Below are 16916 nucleotides of genomic sequence, written 5' to 3'. Positions count from 1 at the left end.
TTGTCCCGATGCAGCATTGATCGTGTTGGCGATGACAAATCAGACCGCGCAACGGCTGGGTTAGGGGTCAGGGGGTCAGGAAATCGGCATCCCCGCCTTTGGGGTCGGGGGATTCAGAACGCCAGCGAACCGAACCAAATGGCCGGTCAAGGCGTCTGCGGACAATCTTTTGTGTCCCCTCGATCAAATATTGGTCAACAATCTTTTGCGCTTCGCGATCTGCTGCGGTCTGTCGATCGCGTATCCGCAGATAATCGGCCCAGGTCGGGCAATGATAGCGTTCGGTCCACAGGACAGGGTCGGCAATATCACGCGCGATTGACCAGTCGTAACCGCCATTGCGCAAACGCAACGGCCGTAATTTTAACGCTTGATTGTAGAAATCGCGCGCATCATCCAGCGCCACTCGGCAATCTATCTCGATCACAATCGGGCCGGATCGCAGTGTAAGCGGCAAGCCGATTTCAGGTTGCGAATCAAGGGCAACGGCTTCAGCATTTTCGGGCGATTCCTGGCCAAGCGGCAACAAGATGGAAATCAGCGGCAGAAGCGCCATGCAGCAGCCCGATGCTATCACGGCCAGGTCCACCGACCATATGTTTGCAAATACTCCCCAACCCCACGCACCGAAAGCGATCCCCCCGGTCATTGCCGATGCGAACAAAGACAAGGCGCGGGCAAGTACCCAACGGGGAGCGGCAAGCTGAATCGTTACATTGTACAGCGCTATGACCAGTATATTGGCGGCACCGGCTACAAACATGGCGATGAATGTGACCAACAGGCTTGTACTTAATCCGGCGACGACCAGCCCGGCACCACCAACCACCATCAGGAATCGACTGGCAAGCTCGGTTCCGAAACGTTCCCGGAAAGAGCTGACGAACAGCGCGCCAAATACGGCCCCGGCACCACTTGCCCCCAGCAAGATCCCGTATGTCGCCGCATCGCCGCCGAGCAAGTCTCGCGCAATCAGCGGCGCTAGCGCCGCCGCTGTCGCGCCCGTCAGTCCGAAAAGAAACACCCGGACGAGGCTTCGCTTGAGCATCGGTGAATGGAATACGTAACGCGTGCCGGAAACGATCGCCCTGCCAATTCCCTCAGGGGGCAGTCTCGGCGGCGCCTGCTCCCGGCGCCAGAAGAAAAAGGCCACCAGAAGCGGAAGATATAACAGGGCATTCAGCCCGAACGCCGCCTGGGCGCCCACGGCAAGAACGATGACGCCGCCCAGCGCCGGGCCAAAACTGCGCGCAACATTATAGCTGATAGTGCCGAGCGCCACTGCGGCGGGCAGGTTCTTCGGACTTACCTGCTCATTGATCGAGGCAGACCATGCCGGACTGTAAACAGCCACACCTATTCCGATCAGGAAACAGAATCCCAACAGGACCCATGGCGTCGCTAGTCCCAGAATCGCCAGCACCGTCAAAAATGATGCAGACCCAATGGAGATTGCCAGACCAGTCATTGCGACCTTGCGCCTGTCGAACATATCGGCGAGCGCACCAGCCGGCACCGATGCCAGCATTATCGGCAGCATCATTGCAGTCTGGACCAAGGCCACCATCGCGGCGGAGGAGGTCAGTCTGGTCATTTCCCACGCGGCACCGACGCCGAGAATTAACTGCCCCAGATTACCCAACACGCTGGCCGACCAGATTCTACGAAACACCGGCTCCTTCAAGGGAGAAAAAGGGTGAACCCGATGGTCTGCGGTGCTGCTGAACATAAAGCTCCAATGGCGGACGTCGTGACAAAGAACAATTCCAATTGAACTGTGGCCAGCAACTTTTCCGCTGAATGATCCAGACATCGTTTTGGCGATGTTCAAAATCGCTGTCGCGACGCATAAATGAAGCAGGTTCATTTTTTTGTTGACTCTCGGACAGCTATAATCAACATTGTTGTTCATTAAAAAATAAGAAGTAGGAGAGAATCGCATGCAGGCCGCTGTTTCAAACAAAGCAAAAATTGCAAAACGCGTGATCGAGGTTTTGGATTACTTTGATTTCGACCATCCGACCGCGACGGTTATGGATATCGTCCGCCGCTATGACCGGCCGCAATCCAGCACTTCGGAGCTGCTTTCCACACTGGTTGATCTGGGTCTTCTCTACAAAGATCTTGCTACGCGTTCCTATACACTTACGCCGCGCGCTGCGATGCTCGGATCGACAACCCAGCCGGATTTTGTACGCGATGGACGCCTCGGCAGTCTCGTTGACAAACTGGCAACCCAGACCAGTCTTTCCGTCGGAGTGTTCGGCATGGTCGGTCTGGAGGCACAAATTTTCTGCTGGCATAATGGCGAACCGCCCCTGAAGGCATCCACCGAGAAGGGGATTTATGGTGGCATGCAGGAAAGCCTTTCCGAAAGCGCGGTTGGCTGGCTGCTACTCTCTACAGTCGAGAAACAACGGCGCGACGGCATGATCCGCCGGCTCAATGCCGAAGCTTCGGAAGACAAACAATTCTGCTTCCCGGAAATGGTCGAAACGGTCGAACGCGCTCGGGATTGCGGACATGTACATGGGAAGATGGGCTTCGGTTCGATCGCCGATGTTTGCGCAGTGCTGGTCAAGGGGCCTGGAATGGCACGACCGATGGCGCTCGGAATTGTTTACGAGCCGGGTGAAAATACCGATATCGAAGCCATGACAGCCCTTCTTCAGGACGCGGTTGCATCTTGCGTTGAACAGCCAGAAACATCCGACGCCGAGATGCTTCATCACGCCAGGGCCGCCTGATAGACATTCAAATCTCACGTGAAGGATTTGACAGACAGATCCCCGTCGCTGTCATTCGCTGCGACGGGGTATGGAAATCTATACGGAGAGCCGCTCTGTGAATGTAGAACAATTGAAATTCACTCCGATATCCCGGGATAGCGTCAAGTTTTTGGGAACTCGGCCGATCCCGGCCAAGCCTTATTATGATCCCGAATGGTTCGAACTCGAACGCGAAGCCATATTCCGGCGCAGCTGGCAGTGTATCGGCCATGTTTGCGAACTGCCCGATTCAGGCAGTTTCATCCGACGTGAGCTGGAAGTTCTTCGGGCATCGTTGCTGATCGTCCGTTCCAAAGACGGCACGCTGCGCGCCTTTCACAATGTCTGTACCCATCGCGGCACGCAGTTGGTGGAAGAAGCACAGGGTAAGCGCAGCCGATTTTCCTGTCCCTATCATATGTGGACTTTTGGTTCCGATGGCGAGCTTGTCTCGGCGCCCGACTTCGAGCAGTTTAATCTGGACAAGGAGGATTGTGCCCTCAAACAAGTCGCCATCGATATATGCGCAGGCTTGATCTTCGTATATCTCGGCGATGATCCGCCGCCGCTGCGGGACTGGTTAGGGCCGCTTGCAGAGCAGATGGAAACCTTGCCGGTCGCCCGCGCCACAACCTTCAGTGAATATAGCTACGAAATCGATGCCAACTGGAAATTGACCTATGACAATTTCCAGGAAAATTATCATCTGCGCTTCATCCATCCGCGCAGCGGCCAGTCGGCCTGCGCGCCAGACAATCCCTTTGGCTACCCGAAAGAATTCGATTTTATCGGACCGCACCGGACCCAGACAATCTGGACCAATCCCAATCCCGACCCGGCGCCATTCCTGAGTACCGCTTTTGCTCGACTTGTTCCGAACGCAGCCGAAAAAGGGCTGCTCGACACGCCCTATGGTCGCAAATATTTTGCCCTTTTCCCCAGCTTCTTCATGCTGGGCACCCCGCTGCAGAATTTCGTCCATATAGTCTACCCGATCAGCGCCGAAAAATCGCGCGGCGTAATCCGGCTTTACTGGGTCGATGACGATGCCAATGCCAGCGAACGTTTTGGCCGCGAGGCATTGATGGTCACGGCGCGTGATGTTCACAGCGAGGATGTCCATGTCATCGAAGCGGGCCAGCGCGGACTATCCAGCGGCGCGTTGACGCATATTCACATGCAGACACAGGAAGCGCTCTGTCGCCACCTGTTCAATATAGTGGAAGAAATGGTCGAGACCTATCGCAATGAGGCGAAAGACACATGAGCGCGCTCTTGCCTGAAGGCTTTGAGGAACTGTCTGAATTTGTTGAGATTTGGGCCGTCCCCGATGCGTCCGCGCGCGATATGTTGCGGGGTTCCGTACCAGCCGGTGATCGCCAGAAATTCTACAATGCCTTCGCTCCTCGTCTGGAGGAAACACTCGATTTTCTCGACAAGACACCGCTTGCCACGCATGATCCCAAGCAGACCAATCTTATGAGTCTGGCACTCAGCTTTGCTCATGCCGCCCAAGCTCAGGAAGTGCAGGGACCGGACGAAGCGAAACACGCACAAAGCAGAATGCGATTGCCAATCATCTGTGCGCCGGCGGACCGCTGATCATGGACATGGACCTGTCAGGCAAGACCGTGATTGTCACCGGAGCCACCGCCAATATCGGCCGCTCCATCGCCCTCGCCTTTGTCCAGGAAGGTGCCAATGTGCTGGCTGTCGGCAGAGATGAAGACGCGGGGACGAGACTGGTCGAAACGGCAAAAGTCTCCGGCGGCGGAAAGATCATATTCCTGGCAGTCGACATGCTGGAAAAAGACGCAGCTCGAAAAATCCTTGTAGAGGCCGAAAAAATCGGCCCGGTCGATATTCTCGTCAACAATGTTGGTGGCAATGTCGGTGCCGGTTTCTTCGCCGATTCCGACCCGGATACCTGGCAGGGCGACATCGACCTGAATTTCGGGACTTTATTGCGAATGACCCATGCCGTTCTTCCGGCAATGATTGAACGGAAGACCGGGGCGATCGTCAATATCGGGTCGACTGCCGGGATTGTCGGCGACTATATGCTGCCGCTTTATTCCGCGATGAAGGCGGCGGTGCACGGCTTTACCAAGATTCTTGCGAAAGAGGTCGGCCAACACGGGATACGCGTCAATTGCGTAGCGCCTTATGGCACCATGTCGAGCGACCCGGAAGCATTCAGCAGCGGTAGCCGTTTTCGCGGTGACTTTTTCGCTAAGCTGTTCAAGGGAACCAGTCCGGAGGATGCCGCGAAGCGAGCCCGAACAACCGTTGTCGGGCGACCGATGGCGATGCCGGAAGAAGTCGCCTCGCTGGTTGTCTGGCTGGCGTCGAACAACGCCGGCTTTGTCACCGGGCAAGTCTATCCGGTCGACGGCGGCTCCCTGCTTTAGGTTTCTTCTCCGGGCAGACGCCTAAGCAGGCCCGAAACGATAGATAACCCATTTATTGCCATCAAGATCACGGAAATAGGCACCGTAAAATCCGTCCGGATCATCGCCGCGGATACCCGGCCTACCCTCGTCCGCTCCGCCCAGTTCGATCGCTTTTGCATGGACGGCATCGACCATCTCACGGCTTTTGGCTTCGATTGTAAGCTGATTGCCATTGCCCGCTGACGCTCCACCGGCAAAGGGCCGCCCGATCAGGAATATGGAGCTACCTTCGGCCTGATAGGCCAGCAAATCGGGGCGTTCCATCACCAGTTTTGCCCCTGTTAACTCAGCAATTGCATCATAAAATGGCTTTGCTCTTTCCAGATCATTCGTCCCGAAACGTCCGCCTGCAATCATCTTATTCTCCTATTTTCAAAAGGTTTCTGGCAGCAACAACGGCTGGCTGCAGCCGCTCTGCCGGATCTGGAACAGCGCCGGCCAATGCGATATTCGGTATTTCCAGGCCAAACGGGATATCATGCGGCAGCACGGCCACAAATTCCGCTAGCGGCAATTCGCCCGCCCCCGGTGCCAGCCGCGCATTCATCGCCTCGTCCATGTAACTTGGCAGAGCGGACATCAACGGTACATCGCAAAGCTGGACATAACCGATCTGCGTTGGATCTACGGCAGCAATTTCCGCCACTGTCCCGCCGGAACGAAAGAAATGCATCGAGTCGATCAGCAGCTTGAAATTGGGCATATCGACCGCCCGCAAAGCCGCCAGCGCCTGCCCGCAATTGGCGATAGCCAGGCCAGGCCCGAATTCGAGTGTCACCAGCATATCGCGCGCTGCGGCCATTTCCGTCAGCAAAGCCAATTCCTCTATGGCCCGGACATTGTCCGGCTCCATGCAAACGGCTCCCAAACCGCGTGCGCCAAGTTCGGCCATGATATCCACGTCGCGTTCGCGCTGGGCAACATTGATCTGCGGACGAATGCCGAAGCCTTCACCGAGAGAGATGCTGACTTCGTGATCGCGCGGGGCAGCGATCATCTCCCGCCGCAATTGCGGATCATCCCGCAGCGACCAGTCGGGAAAGCCGAACGGATTAAACGGCTCCGGCAATTGTGTCAGGCCGCTGGAGATGTGCGCGCAACCCAGCCGAGCGGCAAGACCAACCTGTTCGAGTATCGGAAGCCCGTGGAAGCTGAGCATTTCAATTCCGAGACGATTCATGCTGGCAGCCTCAAAGCAGGCGCGGATCGACAATCGTGCGGACTGGCGCGCCCTCAGAGGACATGTTGGCGAGGGCATCGGCCACCCCGGACAGCCCGATCGTTGCTCCGATCCATGGGGCCACATCGATTTTGCCGTCAGCAATAGAGCGCAAGGCCAGGTCCATGTCTTGCGGTTCCTCGCCACCGGCAAACTGAACCGTCAGCCGTTTGTTCTGGGCGGCAAAGACGAACAGTTCCTCCGGCTCCATGCAATAACCGCCGACAACGATTCGCGCGCCAAAGGCCACGGACTGGATCATCTGCTGCAGCAGTCCTGGCAGGCCGACACATTCATAAACGAGACTGACCTGTCGCCCACCAAGATCGGCCAACGGTTCATAAGGTGAAATTTCACGCGGATCGAGCGCGAGATCGGCACCCATGGCCAAAGCAAGTGCACGACGGTCCGCGTGATAGTCGGTGGCGACGATCGGCGCGATCCCGGCCAGTTTAAGGCCGGCAATCACGCCAAGACCAATAGCCCCGCAGCCGATTACCAGCGCACAATCTTCCTTTGTCGGCAAACCGCGCCGCGCATGTTCAAGACCGACAGCAAGCGGTTCGGTCATCGCTGCGAGATTATCGTCCAGCCCGTCCGGTATTTCGCTGAGCATATCCTCGTCGAGCAGCATATATTCGCCGAAGCCGCCGGGGCAGGCATTGTTGAATCCGATTACGGAATGCGATCCCGACTGGCGCATGATCGGCAGCGAGGTTACCCGCCGTCCGGGCTTAACCGTGCGCTTGCTACCCGGCCCATAATCCACGACTTCGCCGACATATTCGTGGCCGGGGACAAACGGCACTAGCGGATCCAATGCTGAATATGGTCCGCCAAACTTCTGTGAAAGATCGATCACATTCTGACCGGCATGCAGAAAATGGGCTTCTGACGCACAAAGGCCGCAACGATGCGTACGGACCAGGGCGTGGCCTTTGCCGGGGATCGGGTCATCGAGCGTGCCTACCTCGACAGCGCCATTCTGTATGAAAGCAGCTTTCATCTATTTTGCTCCAGAAATTCATAGGAAGGATCGCTCAAATCGCGCGAACCCAAGGTGGATTGGCTCATTGCCATGACTGGCCCGGCGGAATCAAAATCCCTTATGGTGAGCCGGTGATCGATCGCCCAGCGGCCATCCCGCCGCGACCAGCGATCGAGATAGCGGCCGCACACGCGCATTTCGATAAGTTGCCCGTCGCGTTCCATCCGCAGATTGGCGAAATGATAAGCCTCGCTCGCCGCCATATCACCATCCAGTTCGATGATGACATTGGTAACCTGGTGGGAATGGGCGAGCATCTGACCATGAGCGGCGATGACGAAATCAATGAAGCCGTGACCAGTGCCTTGATAGACAGCTTCTCCGTAGTCAGCCGTACCATCCTCATGCCAGACAGCATAGCCAAGCGCGGCATCGAGCCGATCGACGGCGCGACAATAGTTGTAAATCTGCTGGCCTATTTCTTCCCTGGCCAGCAATGCCCCCAGTCCCTCGTCATTCATTTCCCGAAAATCCTCTTGGTTGCCTGACCAATCGCCAATGTTCTCGTGCGCCTCCCGGCTGCCGACATCGGCAAACGGCCCGCTTCATCATCAGCCTGTCCCCATATGAGAACGGGGCCATTGCCGATTTCGTCGAATAGCCGGACAGCGACCGCTTCCGGATCAGCAAGATCGTCAGGCAACGGAAGATTTTTTGCTGCCATGAAGCGGCGAAGTTCCGGTGTATCAGTCGTGCCCAGAGCGGCGTAAAGCACGTCCACTCCCTTCGGCTGCAATTCGGCCCAAAGGCCTTCGGCAAAATTCAGCATGAAGGACTTTATCCCCGAATAGGCGGCCATGTTTGCAGCACCGCCCCAGCAGGCGCCGGACCCTACGAGTATAATGCCGCCTTTTCCGCGGGCCGTCATTTGCGTGCCGAAATGCTGGCAGCATTGCAGCGGTGCCAGCACCCCGCGGTTGACTTGGTCAATCCAGTTCTCGACCGGAAGATCGAGAAAATTCTTCCCTTCGGGATCCCCGCCCGCATTGACGATGAACAGGCCGATTTCGCGATCGCCGGCGGTCTTGATAATATGATCGGCAGTGTCCGGCGCATAGAGATCGATCGCTGCGCAGATGCATTCAATGCCGGTCTCATCTGCGATCTCGGCAGCAAGGTCAGACAGTGGCTTTTCCCGCCGGGCAATCAGGATCGAACCGATGCCCGCACGGGCCAATGCCTTGGCGAAAGCCTTTCCGGTGCCTTCGGAAGCACCGGCGATAACTGCCCAAGGTCCATGACGTTGAGGATCAATCATTCTATTTCCCGGATATCCAGCGATGCGCGGCCAAAGTCACTTTTCGTTGGTCGTTTGTGGCTCGAGCGAACGGGTCATGATTTCGACTGCCTTTCGACGCGGCATCGAGCGCAAGCCGTCAAAGGCCTGCTGTAGTTCAGGCGGCACGATGACCGGGCCATTCTGAAGATTTTCGATCGCAAAGTCGGCCACGTCATCGGTCTCGGCAACCGCCATCTCGCCATCATTGCCAACTTCGGAACGTTCCAACGCGGGTGTGCGGGTACGTCCGATCAGCAAAGCCGCAACATCCACGCCCAGCGGAGTCAGTTCTGCCCACAGCCCTTCGGCCAATATCTGCGTATAGGCCTTGGCAGCGGTATAGACCGCCAGCCGCTTTGAGCCGGCCACGCAACCGAGCGAACCAACCAGCATGATCGCGCCACGTTGCCGGTCGGCCATGGCCTTGCCGAAATGACGCGCCAATGCGGTCTGGCCTACAACGTTGAGCTGGATCGTCGAGAGCGCCTCATCCCATGGCTGGTCGATCAGGGTGTAGGGTTTGCCGCCCGCACCGGCAATGTAGAGCAGGCTTCCTATTTCCAGTCCGTCAGTCGCTTTAATAACCGTGTCGAGCATATCCGGCGCGGTCAGGTCGGCAGCGCAAATCCGCACGTCCACAGGATATTGCCCCCGGATTCGTACCGCCAGTGCTTCCATCTTTTCCACATTTCGCGCAAGCAATACGAGGTGGATACCGGCGGCAGCGAAGCGGTCGGCGAAAGATTCTCCCAGTCCTTCCGAACCGCCAACGATTAGGACCCAAGGCCCGTGCATCTCCTTGCTTATCATCGTCCGCCCAACTGCTGCCAGCGTTCCGGATTTGCCCAGATATATTCGGTGAAGTGGCCCAGCCACTCGCGCGTATCGACATAGCAGAATTGCAACATGTCGGGCGTCCCCCCCTTCAGCACCACGGGGAACGGATTCTTCTCGATATGTGCGATGGTTTCATCCCAGTCATCGACCCGGTGGCAAACGTGATGGAAAGCGAGCCCATCGCCTTCGGGCAGTGCTTCCTTGTAGATCTTCAGCACATCGCCACTTTTGGGCTCGATCAGTTCGTAGTTCAGATCCTCGACCCAGACGAAAGCCAGTTTCTGGACTCCGCTGCCCTCGCCTTCCGGCGTCCAGAGCTTCACTTCGACTTCTGTTTCCAGAATCAGCCGCGTGTCCGCCCATTTACGAAACCCTTGAACAGCCTTGTCTACGTCCCGCGTCACATAGGCGTTCTGATAATGTTGCCCGATGGCCATGCAATTTCTTCCTCTCTCACTGGTTGGTGGATCAGTGATGCAGAGCTAGCATTTCCCATCCTTCCCTGTCGCGCATCGGTCTATCACCGGACGACTTATCGCTAACGCGATGCTCCAGACACTGGTCACTCCGGGGGGATTGCGCCATGAACGGATGAAAGAAAAAGGAGCGAATGATGGCAAACGAACTGTTTGATTGTTCAGGAAAGGTCACTCTTGTGACTGGCGGCAATGGCGGCATCGGCCTCGGTTTCGCCAAAGGCATCGCGAAAATGGGTGGTGCAATTGCGATATGGGCGCGCAACGAGGAAAAAAACGCCGCGGCCAAACAGGAGCTGCTCGAAGCCGGAGCCGCCCGGGTTGAGACCTACCAGGTAGACGTGTCTTCGGAAGAGCAGATCATTGATGGCTATGACAAGCTGATGACCGATTTCGGACGGCTCGACTGCGTGTTCGCCAATTCGGGAGGAGCACCCGGCTTCAATTCGGTTTTCGACATGCCCACCGACGCATGGCACAAGTTTCTCGATGTTGCCCTTCATGGCGCATTTCTTACCCTGCGCGAGGGAGCACGGCATATGGTTGCCCGCGCCGAGGCCGGCGAGCCCGGAGGAAGCTTGGTGGCCTGCGGCAGCCTCGCTCTGTTCCGGGGCATGCCGGGCAAGCAAAATTACGCCGCAGCGAAAGCCGGCGTGGCTGCCCTGACCCGGTGCATGGCAGTCGAATTCGGACAATTCGGTATCCGCGCCAATGTCGTCGCACCGGGATTGATCATGACACCGATGATGGGTGGAGAAGCGAACGAGAAGGCGATGGCCGATATGTTCGGTCCCAAATTACCGTTGCGGCGAGTCGGCTATCCGGATGACTTCGAAGGCGTTGGCGCCTTTCTTTGCTCGGACGCCTCATCCTTCCTGACCGGCCAGACCATCACCATTGATGGCGGCGATATGGTAAGCGGCTGAAGACCGGACAAGGAACCGAGAAATGAAACTACTCAATATCCACGATGTCGACAAGGTAAGCCTTGATCCCTACACGCGCCCCGAAGCGGGTCCGAAGGATGTCGTGGTCAAGATGAAAGCCTGCGGAATTTGCGGCAGCGACCTCTCCTATATCAAGAATGGCGGCATACCCGGACCGGGCAAGCCGACACCGCTTGGCCACGAAGGTTCGGGCGAGGTGATGATGGTCGGCGATCAGGTTGAAGGCCTGGCGATCGGCCAGCGAGTCATCGTTAATCCCATGAACACGCCCGGCTTCATCGGCAGCGGCGGGCCAGAGGGCGCGTTTACCGAGGAACTTCTGGTGCGGGAGGCCCGCTTGAACGACAGCGTCCTGCCGATTCCCGAAGGCATTCCCTATGACATTGCCGCGATGTGCGAACCGCTCGCGGTCGCGCTGCATGGTATCAATCGGGCGGAAGCCAAAGCCGGCGATCAGGTCGCCATCTTTGGCTGCGGACCAATCGGGCTCGGTATGGTCATGTGGGCAATTGATCGCGGGTGCCGGGACGTGATCGCACTCGACCTGTCGGAAGAGCGGCTTGAGCGCGCCCGCGCGCTCGGCGCGCATATCATCAACCCGGCAAAAGAAGATGTGCAGGCCCGGATCAAGGAGATCCATGGTTCACACCATTATTTCAACCGGGAGCGCGCCAACACGGATGCCTTCATTGATGCCGCCGGCGCTCCTTCGATTCTGGCCGATGTTGTCGCTATGGCAAAAAAACATGCGCGCCATGTGATCACGGCTGCCTATCTGAAACCGATTGAATTGCCGGCCGGAGCAATGCTGACCAGCGAAATGACAATCACCACCGCTGTTGGCTATCCCGATGAATTTCCGGAAGTGGTCGCAGCAATGCCGCGGCTGAAAGATACAATTGCCACTCTGATCAGCCACAGACTGCCTTTCGAGCAGATAATCGAAGGACTGAGCATTGCAGCAACCCCGCAATCAGCAAAGGTCATGATCGAGTTCGAATGATGTACAACCCGTGACATTCGCAAAGATGATGGAAGCCCTCGGGCAAATCGCCAGCGATTGTTGTACGAATTCTTCTCGAAGGCCGAAAGGAGCATAATGCCGAAAGTAACCTATATTTCCAGCGATGGCGAAAGCCGGACGCTTGATGTCGCAGTTGGCGAAACCGTGATGCGCGGGGCGCTGGACAATGATGTAGATGGCATCGTGGCCGAATGCGGAGGCGGTCTCGCTTGCGCTACCTGCCATTGCTACGTCGATGCAGCATGGGCAGCACAAGTCGGCACGCCCACGTCACAGGATGAGATAGACATGCTGGAGATGGCGGCCGCGGAGATTCGCGATACCAGCCGTCTCTCTTGCCAGATCGAAATATCCGCAGAACTTGACGGGTTGGTCGTGCACCTTCCCGAAGAACAATATTGAACGTTCAGGAGACAAACTCATGAAGATCGATCCCGCCAATCCGGTACCGCCAAAAGTCACCCGCCGCGTTGGACCCGACGATATTCCGGACCATGTTCCGCCAGAGCTCGTTCGCTCCGCAGGCATCATATACGGTCCGGAGTTTCTTGCCGATCCCTATAAGTTCTTCCCGGCGATGCATGAGAAATTTCCGCCGATTTTCTATGACGTCGGACCTTTTGGCAATGCCTGGGTAATGACCAAGCATGAAGACGCGCTCTTCGCCCTTCGCCACGCGGAATATTTTTCAACCGAGGATGCGACGCCCTTCCCTCGTGATCCCGAAGATTATTTCAACTTTATCCCGATCGAGATCGATCCACCTGATCACCGCAAATATCGCAATATTGTCGACCCGCTGGTGTCACCCAAGGGTGTTCTCGAACTGGAAGACAGTATCCGTGCACTCGCCAACGAGTTGATCGACGACGTCATCGACAAGGGAGGCTGCGAATTTGACGAGGCCTTTGGTCGCCCGTTGCCGGTACTCGTATTTCTGGACCTAATGGGACTGCCGCGCGATATGTGTGACGATTTCGTCGAATGGGCGATCGCTCTGTTGCATTCGAACGACCGCGAAATCATGGGCCAGACCATGGTCAAGATCAGCGACTATCTCAAAGGCGCGATTGCGGAGAAGGAAGCAAATCCCGACAAGGGTCTGATCAGCCGGATTGTCCAGGCCGAGTTCGACGGTCGTCCGATCTCGGAAAAAGAAAAATTCGGTTTCGTCATATTTCTGTTCATTGCGGGTCTCGACACGGTCTTCGCGACGCTCAACAATATCTGGCTGTGGCTTGCCCGCAACCCTGAGCGAGTACAGGAAATCATCGACAATCCGGACAATATCAATGCGCAGGTGGAAGAATTGCTGAGGGTTTTCTCGGTGACATTTTCCGGCCGCACCGTAGCGAAGGATATCGAAATGCGGGGCGTGCAGATGAAGAAAGGCGACAAGGTCACCAGCATCCTGCCAGCCTGCAATTACGATCCGGATGTATTCCCCAATCCTACCGAAGTTGATTTTACCCGCCCCAAGAAGATCATCCTGGCCTTCACCGTCGGCGTACACAGTTGCATGGGTGCGCATCTGGCGCGGCTGGAGATAAAAATCGCGTTGCAGGAGTGGCTCAAGCGAATCCCGGAGTTCAAACTCAAACCGGGAACAGAGATCGTCTATCGTCCAGGGGGAGTTATCGGGCCACATCATTTGCCGCTGGTCTGGTGATCCTTTCATCTCAGCTTTTGAAAAGCCGTGAATCATGACCGCGTATCGCGGTAGCGATTTGCGGAGCGGCCCATTGATCGGCCTCTGCTTCACTGCGAACATTCACGAACCAGACTGGGCTCCGTCGCCCGAAACATGAGAGAGAAACTATGTCCGACATTTTAGGCTATTCTGGCAAACGCGTCATTGTAAGCGGTTGCTATTCGGGGATGGGTGCAGCCACTGCAAAATTGCTGCTGGACCTTGGTGCCGAAGTTCACGGGATGGATTTCAAGGATTCCGATCTGCCACTGGCATCCTTCACCAATGTTGACCTGCGCGATCCCGCTTCGATTGAGGCCGCCGTGGCGGCGCTTGGCGGCAAGATCGATGCGCTGTTCAACTGCGCAGGGTTGCCGAACGGATTGCCGCCAATGGACGTGATGAAAGTCAACTTCATCGGCCTGCGGCATCTGACACAGCAGGTATTGCCTCTCATGGGCAAGGGCGGAGCGATCGCCAATATCGCCTCTGTCGGGGGATTGGGCTGGAGCAGACGAATCCCGACCAACATGGAGCTTGTGACCACTGATGGATGGGACGCGGCTGTGGCATGGTGCGAAGCCAATATGGAAACCGTGGCGGAAGGCTATTCTTTCTCCAAGGAGAATGTCATCGTCTGGACCCAGTTCATGGGAGCACAGCTGATAAAGAAGGGCATTCGCATCAACTGCACGCTGCCTTCGCCCACCCAGACGCCGATGATGGCAAGTTTCCTGGAAACCTCCGGCAAGGACGTGATCGACGCTGCGGCCGAACCGCTCGGTCGTTACACTACTGCGGAAGAGCAGGCTGGCGGCATCGTCTTGCTGAACAGCGACCTGGCTTCGGTTGTGAACGGCGTCGTATTCCCTGTTGACGGCGGTTTCATGGGTGGCCTGGCCACCGGCCAAGTCGATCTCAGCAAAATGATGGCAAACGCCAAACCGGAGTAAGCCAGTAATGAATTTCGACCTCACCGAAGAACAGGAAATGATGCGCGAGAGCTTCGCGCGTTTTTTTGACGACACTTGCACACCGGAACGTCTTCGCAAGGCCGAAAAAGAAGGGCTGGATCGTCAGGTCTGGAGTGGCTTGGCTGAACTCGGAGCCTTTCTTCTGCGAGTGCCGGAAGAGAATGATGGTCTGGGGCTCGGGACCTTCGACGCCGCGGTGTTGATGGAAGAAGTAGGCCGCAAGCTGCCGTTCGGGCCGATTGCGGAAACGGTGCTGGCAGCACGTCTGCTGGCGATACTCGGAAGCGATGCCTTTGCCGGGCATCTGGGCGCTGTGGTCGGCGGCGAAAAAGTCGCCTCGCTGGCACTGCATGATATCCTCGACAAGCCGCAACAATTTGTTGCCGGCGGAGCCGAAGCGGATATCGTCGTCGCACGCAAGGGTGATCAGGTGCTGTTGTTCGACCTGTCGCAACACGAACGCACCACCGAACCGAGCCTTTCCTCAGACGGACTGGCAGAAATGGATTTCGGTCTCGTCGAGGCGACCGTACTGGCATCCGGATCGGAAGCCACGGCCTTGTTCGAAGCAACGGTCGAGGAATGGAAAATTCTTGTGTCGGTGGCTTTGGCCGGTCTCGGCAGACAGGCCCTTAAAACTGCCTCGGAATATGCGTGCGAGCGCAAACAATTCGGTCAGGAAATCGGAAAATTCCAGGGGATCAGCCATCCGCTCGCCGATTGCCTGTGCCTCGTTGACTCCGGCAAATTGCTTGCATGGAAAGCCATGCGCGCCATAGCGGATGGGGATCAGGACGCAGCCGCACAGATTTCAGTGGCGGCATGGTGGGCCGCGCGCGCCGCCGGCGAAGCAACAAGCCAGGCGCTGCATACTTTTGGTGGCTATGGTCTCACGACCGAATATGACATCTATCTCTATGTGCAGCGCGCTCGTTCCTGGCCATTGATCGCAGGAGATCCGGAGCAGTGGCTCACCGAAGCCGGAAGACGGCATTATGGCGAGGAGAAAATATCGCTACCGGATGTCGGTGACCTGCCCATCGAATTCGATATCGGCGAAGAAGCCCGTGCAATGATGGCAGAAATCGATGCCTTCATGGAGGCAAATGTCACGCCCGAGATGCGGAAAAAATTCCACTACAGCTGGGAAGGCTTTGTGCCCGAGCTGCACAAGAAACTGATCGAGGCACGACTGCACTTCCTCTCCAGCCCTGAACTTGGCGGGCGCGGTATCGGCCCTTATGCCAAGGCTGCTGCCAGACGCACATTCGACAAGCATGGCTATAATAATCCTGCCGCCGGCGTAGCGGAAATGGTCGGGCTGATGATTTCGCGAGCGGGATCGGATGAATTGAAACAGGAAGTGCTGTCGAAGATTACGTCCGGTGAATCCATCGCCAGTCTTGGCTATTCCGAACCCGGCGCGGGATCGGATGTTTTTGCTGCCCAGACCCGTGCCGTACCGGACGGAAACGGATGGCGGATCGATGGCACGAAGATGTTCACCAGCGGTGCCAATCTTTCAGACTATGTGTTGATGCTTACGCGCACCAACACGGAAGTTGCCAAGCATAAAGGCCTGACGATGTTCATCGTGCCCTTGAAGGCACCAGGTGTAACGATTCAGCCTGTACACACCTTTCAGGACGAACGGACCAACATTACCTTTTACGACAATGTGAAAATCCCGGACAGTTGGCGGCTTGGCGAGGTTGATGGTGGAGTACGCACCATGTCGCTCGCGCTTGAACTCGAACATGGCGGCAGCTTTGCCAATCCGATGTTCGCGACGATCGAAGCCGCCGAAGAACTCTGCCAGGAGATCGACGCACCCGAAGGCGGCAAGTTGATTGATAGCAATGATGCCCGGCGGCGCCTGATACGCGCGCGCGCCAATGCAGCAGCTGCACTGCTGCTCGAACATCGTGCTACTTGGGCGGGTGCGGAGAAGAAGCCCAATCCCGGCTTCGGCCCGATGGCAAAAATGTTCTCTTCCGAATGTTTTCTGGAAGATGCCCGCGATCTGCTCAGCCTGACTGCGCCGCTTTCGCTGACCAAGCGCGAGGGTGCCGCCGCGCTGCTCAACCAGTCCTATCGCCATGCGCACGGGACACGCATTTATGGTGGCACCAGTGAAGTTCACCGTTCGATGATTGCGGAACGAGCGCTTGGCCTGCCCCGAACACGCGCGTAAGGATATC

18 protein-coding genes are annotated in these 16916 nt (G+C 56.9%); 10 read left to right on the top strand and 8 right to left on the bottom strand.

Annotated elements, in window-relative coordinates; translation table 11 throughout:
• Positions 1-67 precede the first annotated feature (67 nt).
• Entirely contained in the window at positions 68-1729 is a 1662-nt protein-coding gene (locus AZE99_RS00895) for an MFS transporter (protein ID WP_067203136.1), read from the bottom strand.
• Positions 1730-1940: 211 nt separating this feature from the next.
• Between AZE99_RS00895 and AZE99_RS00890 the strand changes: the two genes are divergently transcribed.
• The 4 genes from AZE99_RS00890 to AZE99_RS00875 all read left to right on the top strand — a co-directional run bounded on the left by AZE99_RS00890 (position 1941) and on the right by AZE99_RS00875 (position 5179).
• A complete protein-coding gene (locus AZE99_RS00890; protein ID WP_067197133.1) occupies positions 1941-2747 on the top strand; it encodes a helix-turn-helix domain-containing protein in 807 nt (268 codons plus the stop codon).
• A gap of 97 nt (positions 2748-2844) precedes the next feature.
• Positions 2845-4035: an aromatic ring-hydroxylating oxygenase subunit alpha gene (locus tag AZE99_RS00885; protein ID WP_067197131.1), complete on the top strand. Its 1191-nt coding sequence runs from the start codon at positions 2845-2847 to the stop codon at positions 4033-4035.
• Positions 4032-4370, top strand: coding sequence for a hypothetical protein (locus tag AZE99_RS00880; protein WP_067197128.1), 339 nt, complete (start codon positions 4032-4034; stop codon positions 4368-4370). The genes AZE99_RS00885 and AZE99_RS00880 overlap by 4 nt, the downstream gene beginning before the upstream one ends.
• 2 nt (positions 4371-4372) lie before the next feature.
• Positions 4373-5179 carry an SDR family NAD(P)-dependent oxidoreductase gene (locus AZE99_RS00875; RefSeq protein WP_067197126.1) on the top strand — a complete coding sequence of 269 codons (807 nt, stop codon included), beginning with the start codon at positions 4373-4375 and terminating at the stop codon, positions 5177-5179.
• Positions 5180-5200: 21 nt separating this feature from the next.
• On the opposite strand, the gene AZE99_RS00870 is transcribed toward AZE99_RS00875, so the two are convergent.
• The 7 genes from AZE99_RS00870 to AZE99_RS00840 are packed head-to-tail and all read right to left on the bottom strand — an operon-like array spanning position 5201 to position 10041.
• Complete coding sequence (locus AZE99_RS00870) at positions 5201-5578, bottom strand: VOC family protein (RefSeq protein WP_067197123.1); 378 nt, start codon at positions 5576-5578, stop codon at positions 5201-5203.
• 1 nt (position 5579) lies between these two features.
• Positions 5580-6401 carry a sugar phosphate isomerase/epimerase family protein gene (locus tag AZE99_RS00865; RefSeq protein WP_067203135.1) on the bottom strand — a complete coding sequence of 274 codons (822 nt, stop codon included), beginning with the start codon at positions 6399-6401 and terminating at the stop codon, positions 5580-5582.
• Between the two features lie 10 nt (positions 6402-6411).
• Positions 6412-7446, bottom strand: a complete 1035-nt coding sequence (locus tag AZE99_RS00860) for a zinc-binding dehydrogenase (protein ID WP_067197121.1) — start codon at positions 7444-7446, stop codon at positions 6412-6414.
• Complete coding sequence (locus AZE99_RS00855; protein WP_067197119.1) at positions 7443-7949, bottom strand: nuclear transport factor 2 family protein; 507 nt, start codon at positions 7947-7949, stop codon at positions 7443-7445. The genes AZE99_RS00860 and AZE99_RS00855 overlap by 4 nt, the downstream gene beginning before the upstream one ends.
• Positions 7946-8746 carry an SDR family NAD(P)-dependent oxidoreductase gene (locus tag AZE99_RS00850; RefSeq protein WP_067197116.1) on the bottom strand — a complete coding sequence of 267 codons (801 nt, stop codon included), beginning with the start codon at positions 8744-8746 and terminating at the stop codon, positions 7946-7948. Before AZE99_RS00850 ends, AZE99_RS00855 begins: the two co-directional genes overlap by 4 nt.
• A 36-nt stretch (positions 8747-8782) precedes the next feature.
• Positions 8783-9577 (bottom strand): SDR family NAD(P)-dependent oxidoreductase, encoded by a 795-nt coding sequence (locus tag AZE99_RS00845; protein ID WP_067197114.1) that lies wholly within the window; start codon positions 9575-9577, stop codon positions 8783-8785.
• Positions 9574-10041, bottom strand: coding sequence for a VOC family protein (locus AZE99_RS00840; RefSeq protein WP_067197111.1), 468 nt, complete (start codon positions 10039-10041; stop codon positions 9574-9576). Before AZE99_RS00840 ends, AZE99_RS00845 begins: the two co-directional genes overlap by 4 nt.
• 173 nt (positions 10042-10214) lie before the next feature.
• On the opposite strand from AZE99_RS00840, the gene AZE99_RS00835 reads away from it, so the two are divergent.
• The 6 genes from AZE99_RS00835 to AZE99_RS00810 all read left to right on the top strand — a co-directional run bounded on the left by AZE99_RS00835 (position 10215) and on the right by AZE99_RS00810 (position 16909).
• Positions 10215-11006: an SDR family NAD(P)-dependent oxidoreductase gene (locus AZE99_RS00835; RefSeq protein WP_231862656.1), complete on the top strand. Its 792-nt coding sequence runs from the start codon at positions 10215-10217 to the stop codon at positions 11004-11006.
• Positions 11007-11028: 22 nt separating this feature from the next.
• Positions 11029-12030, top strand: coding sequence for a zinc-dependent alcohol dehydrogenase (locus AZE99_RS00830; RefSeq protein ID WP_067197105.1), 1002 nt, complete (start codon positions 11029-11031; stop codon positions 12028-12030).
• A gap of 96 nt (positions 12031-12126) precedes the next feature.
• The gene (locus tag AZE99_RS00825) at positions 12127-12453 is read left to right on the top strand and encodes a 2Fe-2S iron-sulfur cluster-binding protein (protein ID WP_067197102.1); all 327 of its coding nucleotides are present in this window, start codon (positions 12127-12129) and stop codon (positions 12451-12453) included.
• A gap of 19 nt (positions 12454-12472) precedes the next feature.
• The gene (locus tag AZE99_RS00820; protein WP_067197099.1) at positions 12473-13720 is read left to right on the top strand and encodes a cytochrome P450; all 1248 of its coding nucleotides are present in this window, start codon (positions 12473-12475) and stop codon (positions 13718-13720) included.
• Positions 13721-13869: 149 nt separating this feature from the next.
• Complete coding sequence (locus AZE99_RS00815) at positions 13870-14694, top strand: coniferyl-alcohol dehydrogenase (RefSeq protein WP_067197097.1); 825 nt, start codon at positions 13870-13872, stop codon at positions 14692-14694.
• 7 nt (positions 14695-14701) lie between these two features.
• Positions 14702-16909: an acyl-CoA dehydrogenase gene (locus AZE99_RS00810; protein ID WP_067197094.1), complete on the top strand. Its 2208-nt coding sequence runs from the start codon at positions 14702-14704 to the stop codon at positions 16907-16909.
• Positions 16910-16916: the final 7 nt, after the last annotated feature.

The sequence above is a fragment of the Sphingorhabdus sp. M41 genome (assembly GCF_001586275.1).
In the GTDB taxonomy this organism is placed as follows: domain Bacteria; phylum Pseudomonadota; class Alphaproteobacteria; order Sphingomonadales; family Sphingomonadaceae; genus Parasphingorhabdus.
This window is presented reverse-complemented; position numbering and strand designations above follow the sequence as displayed.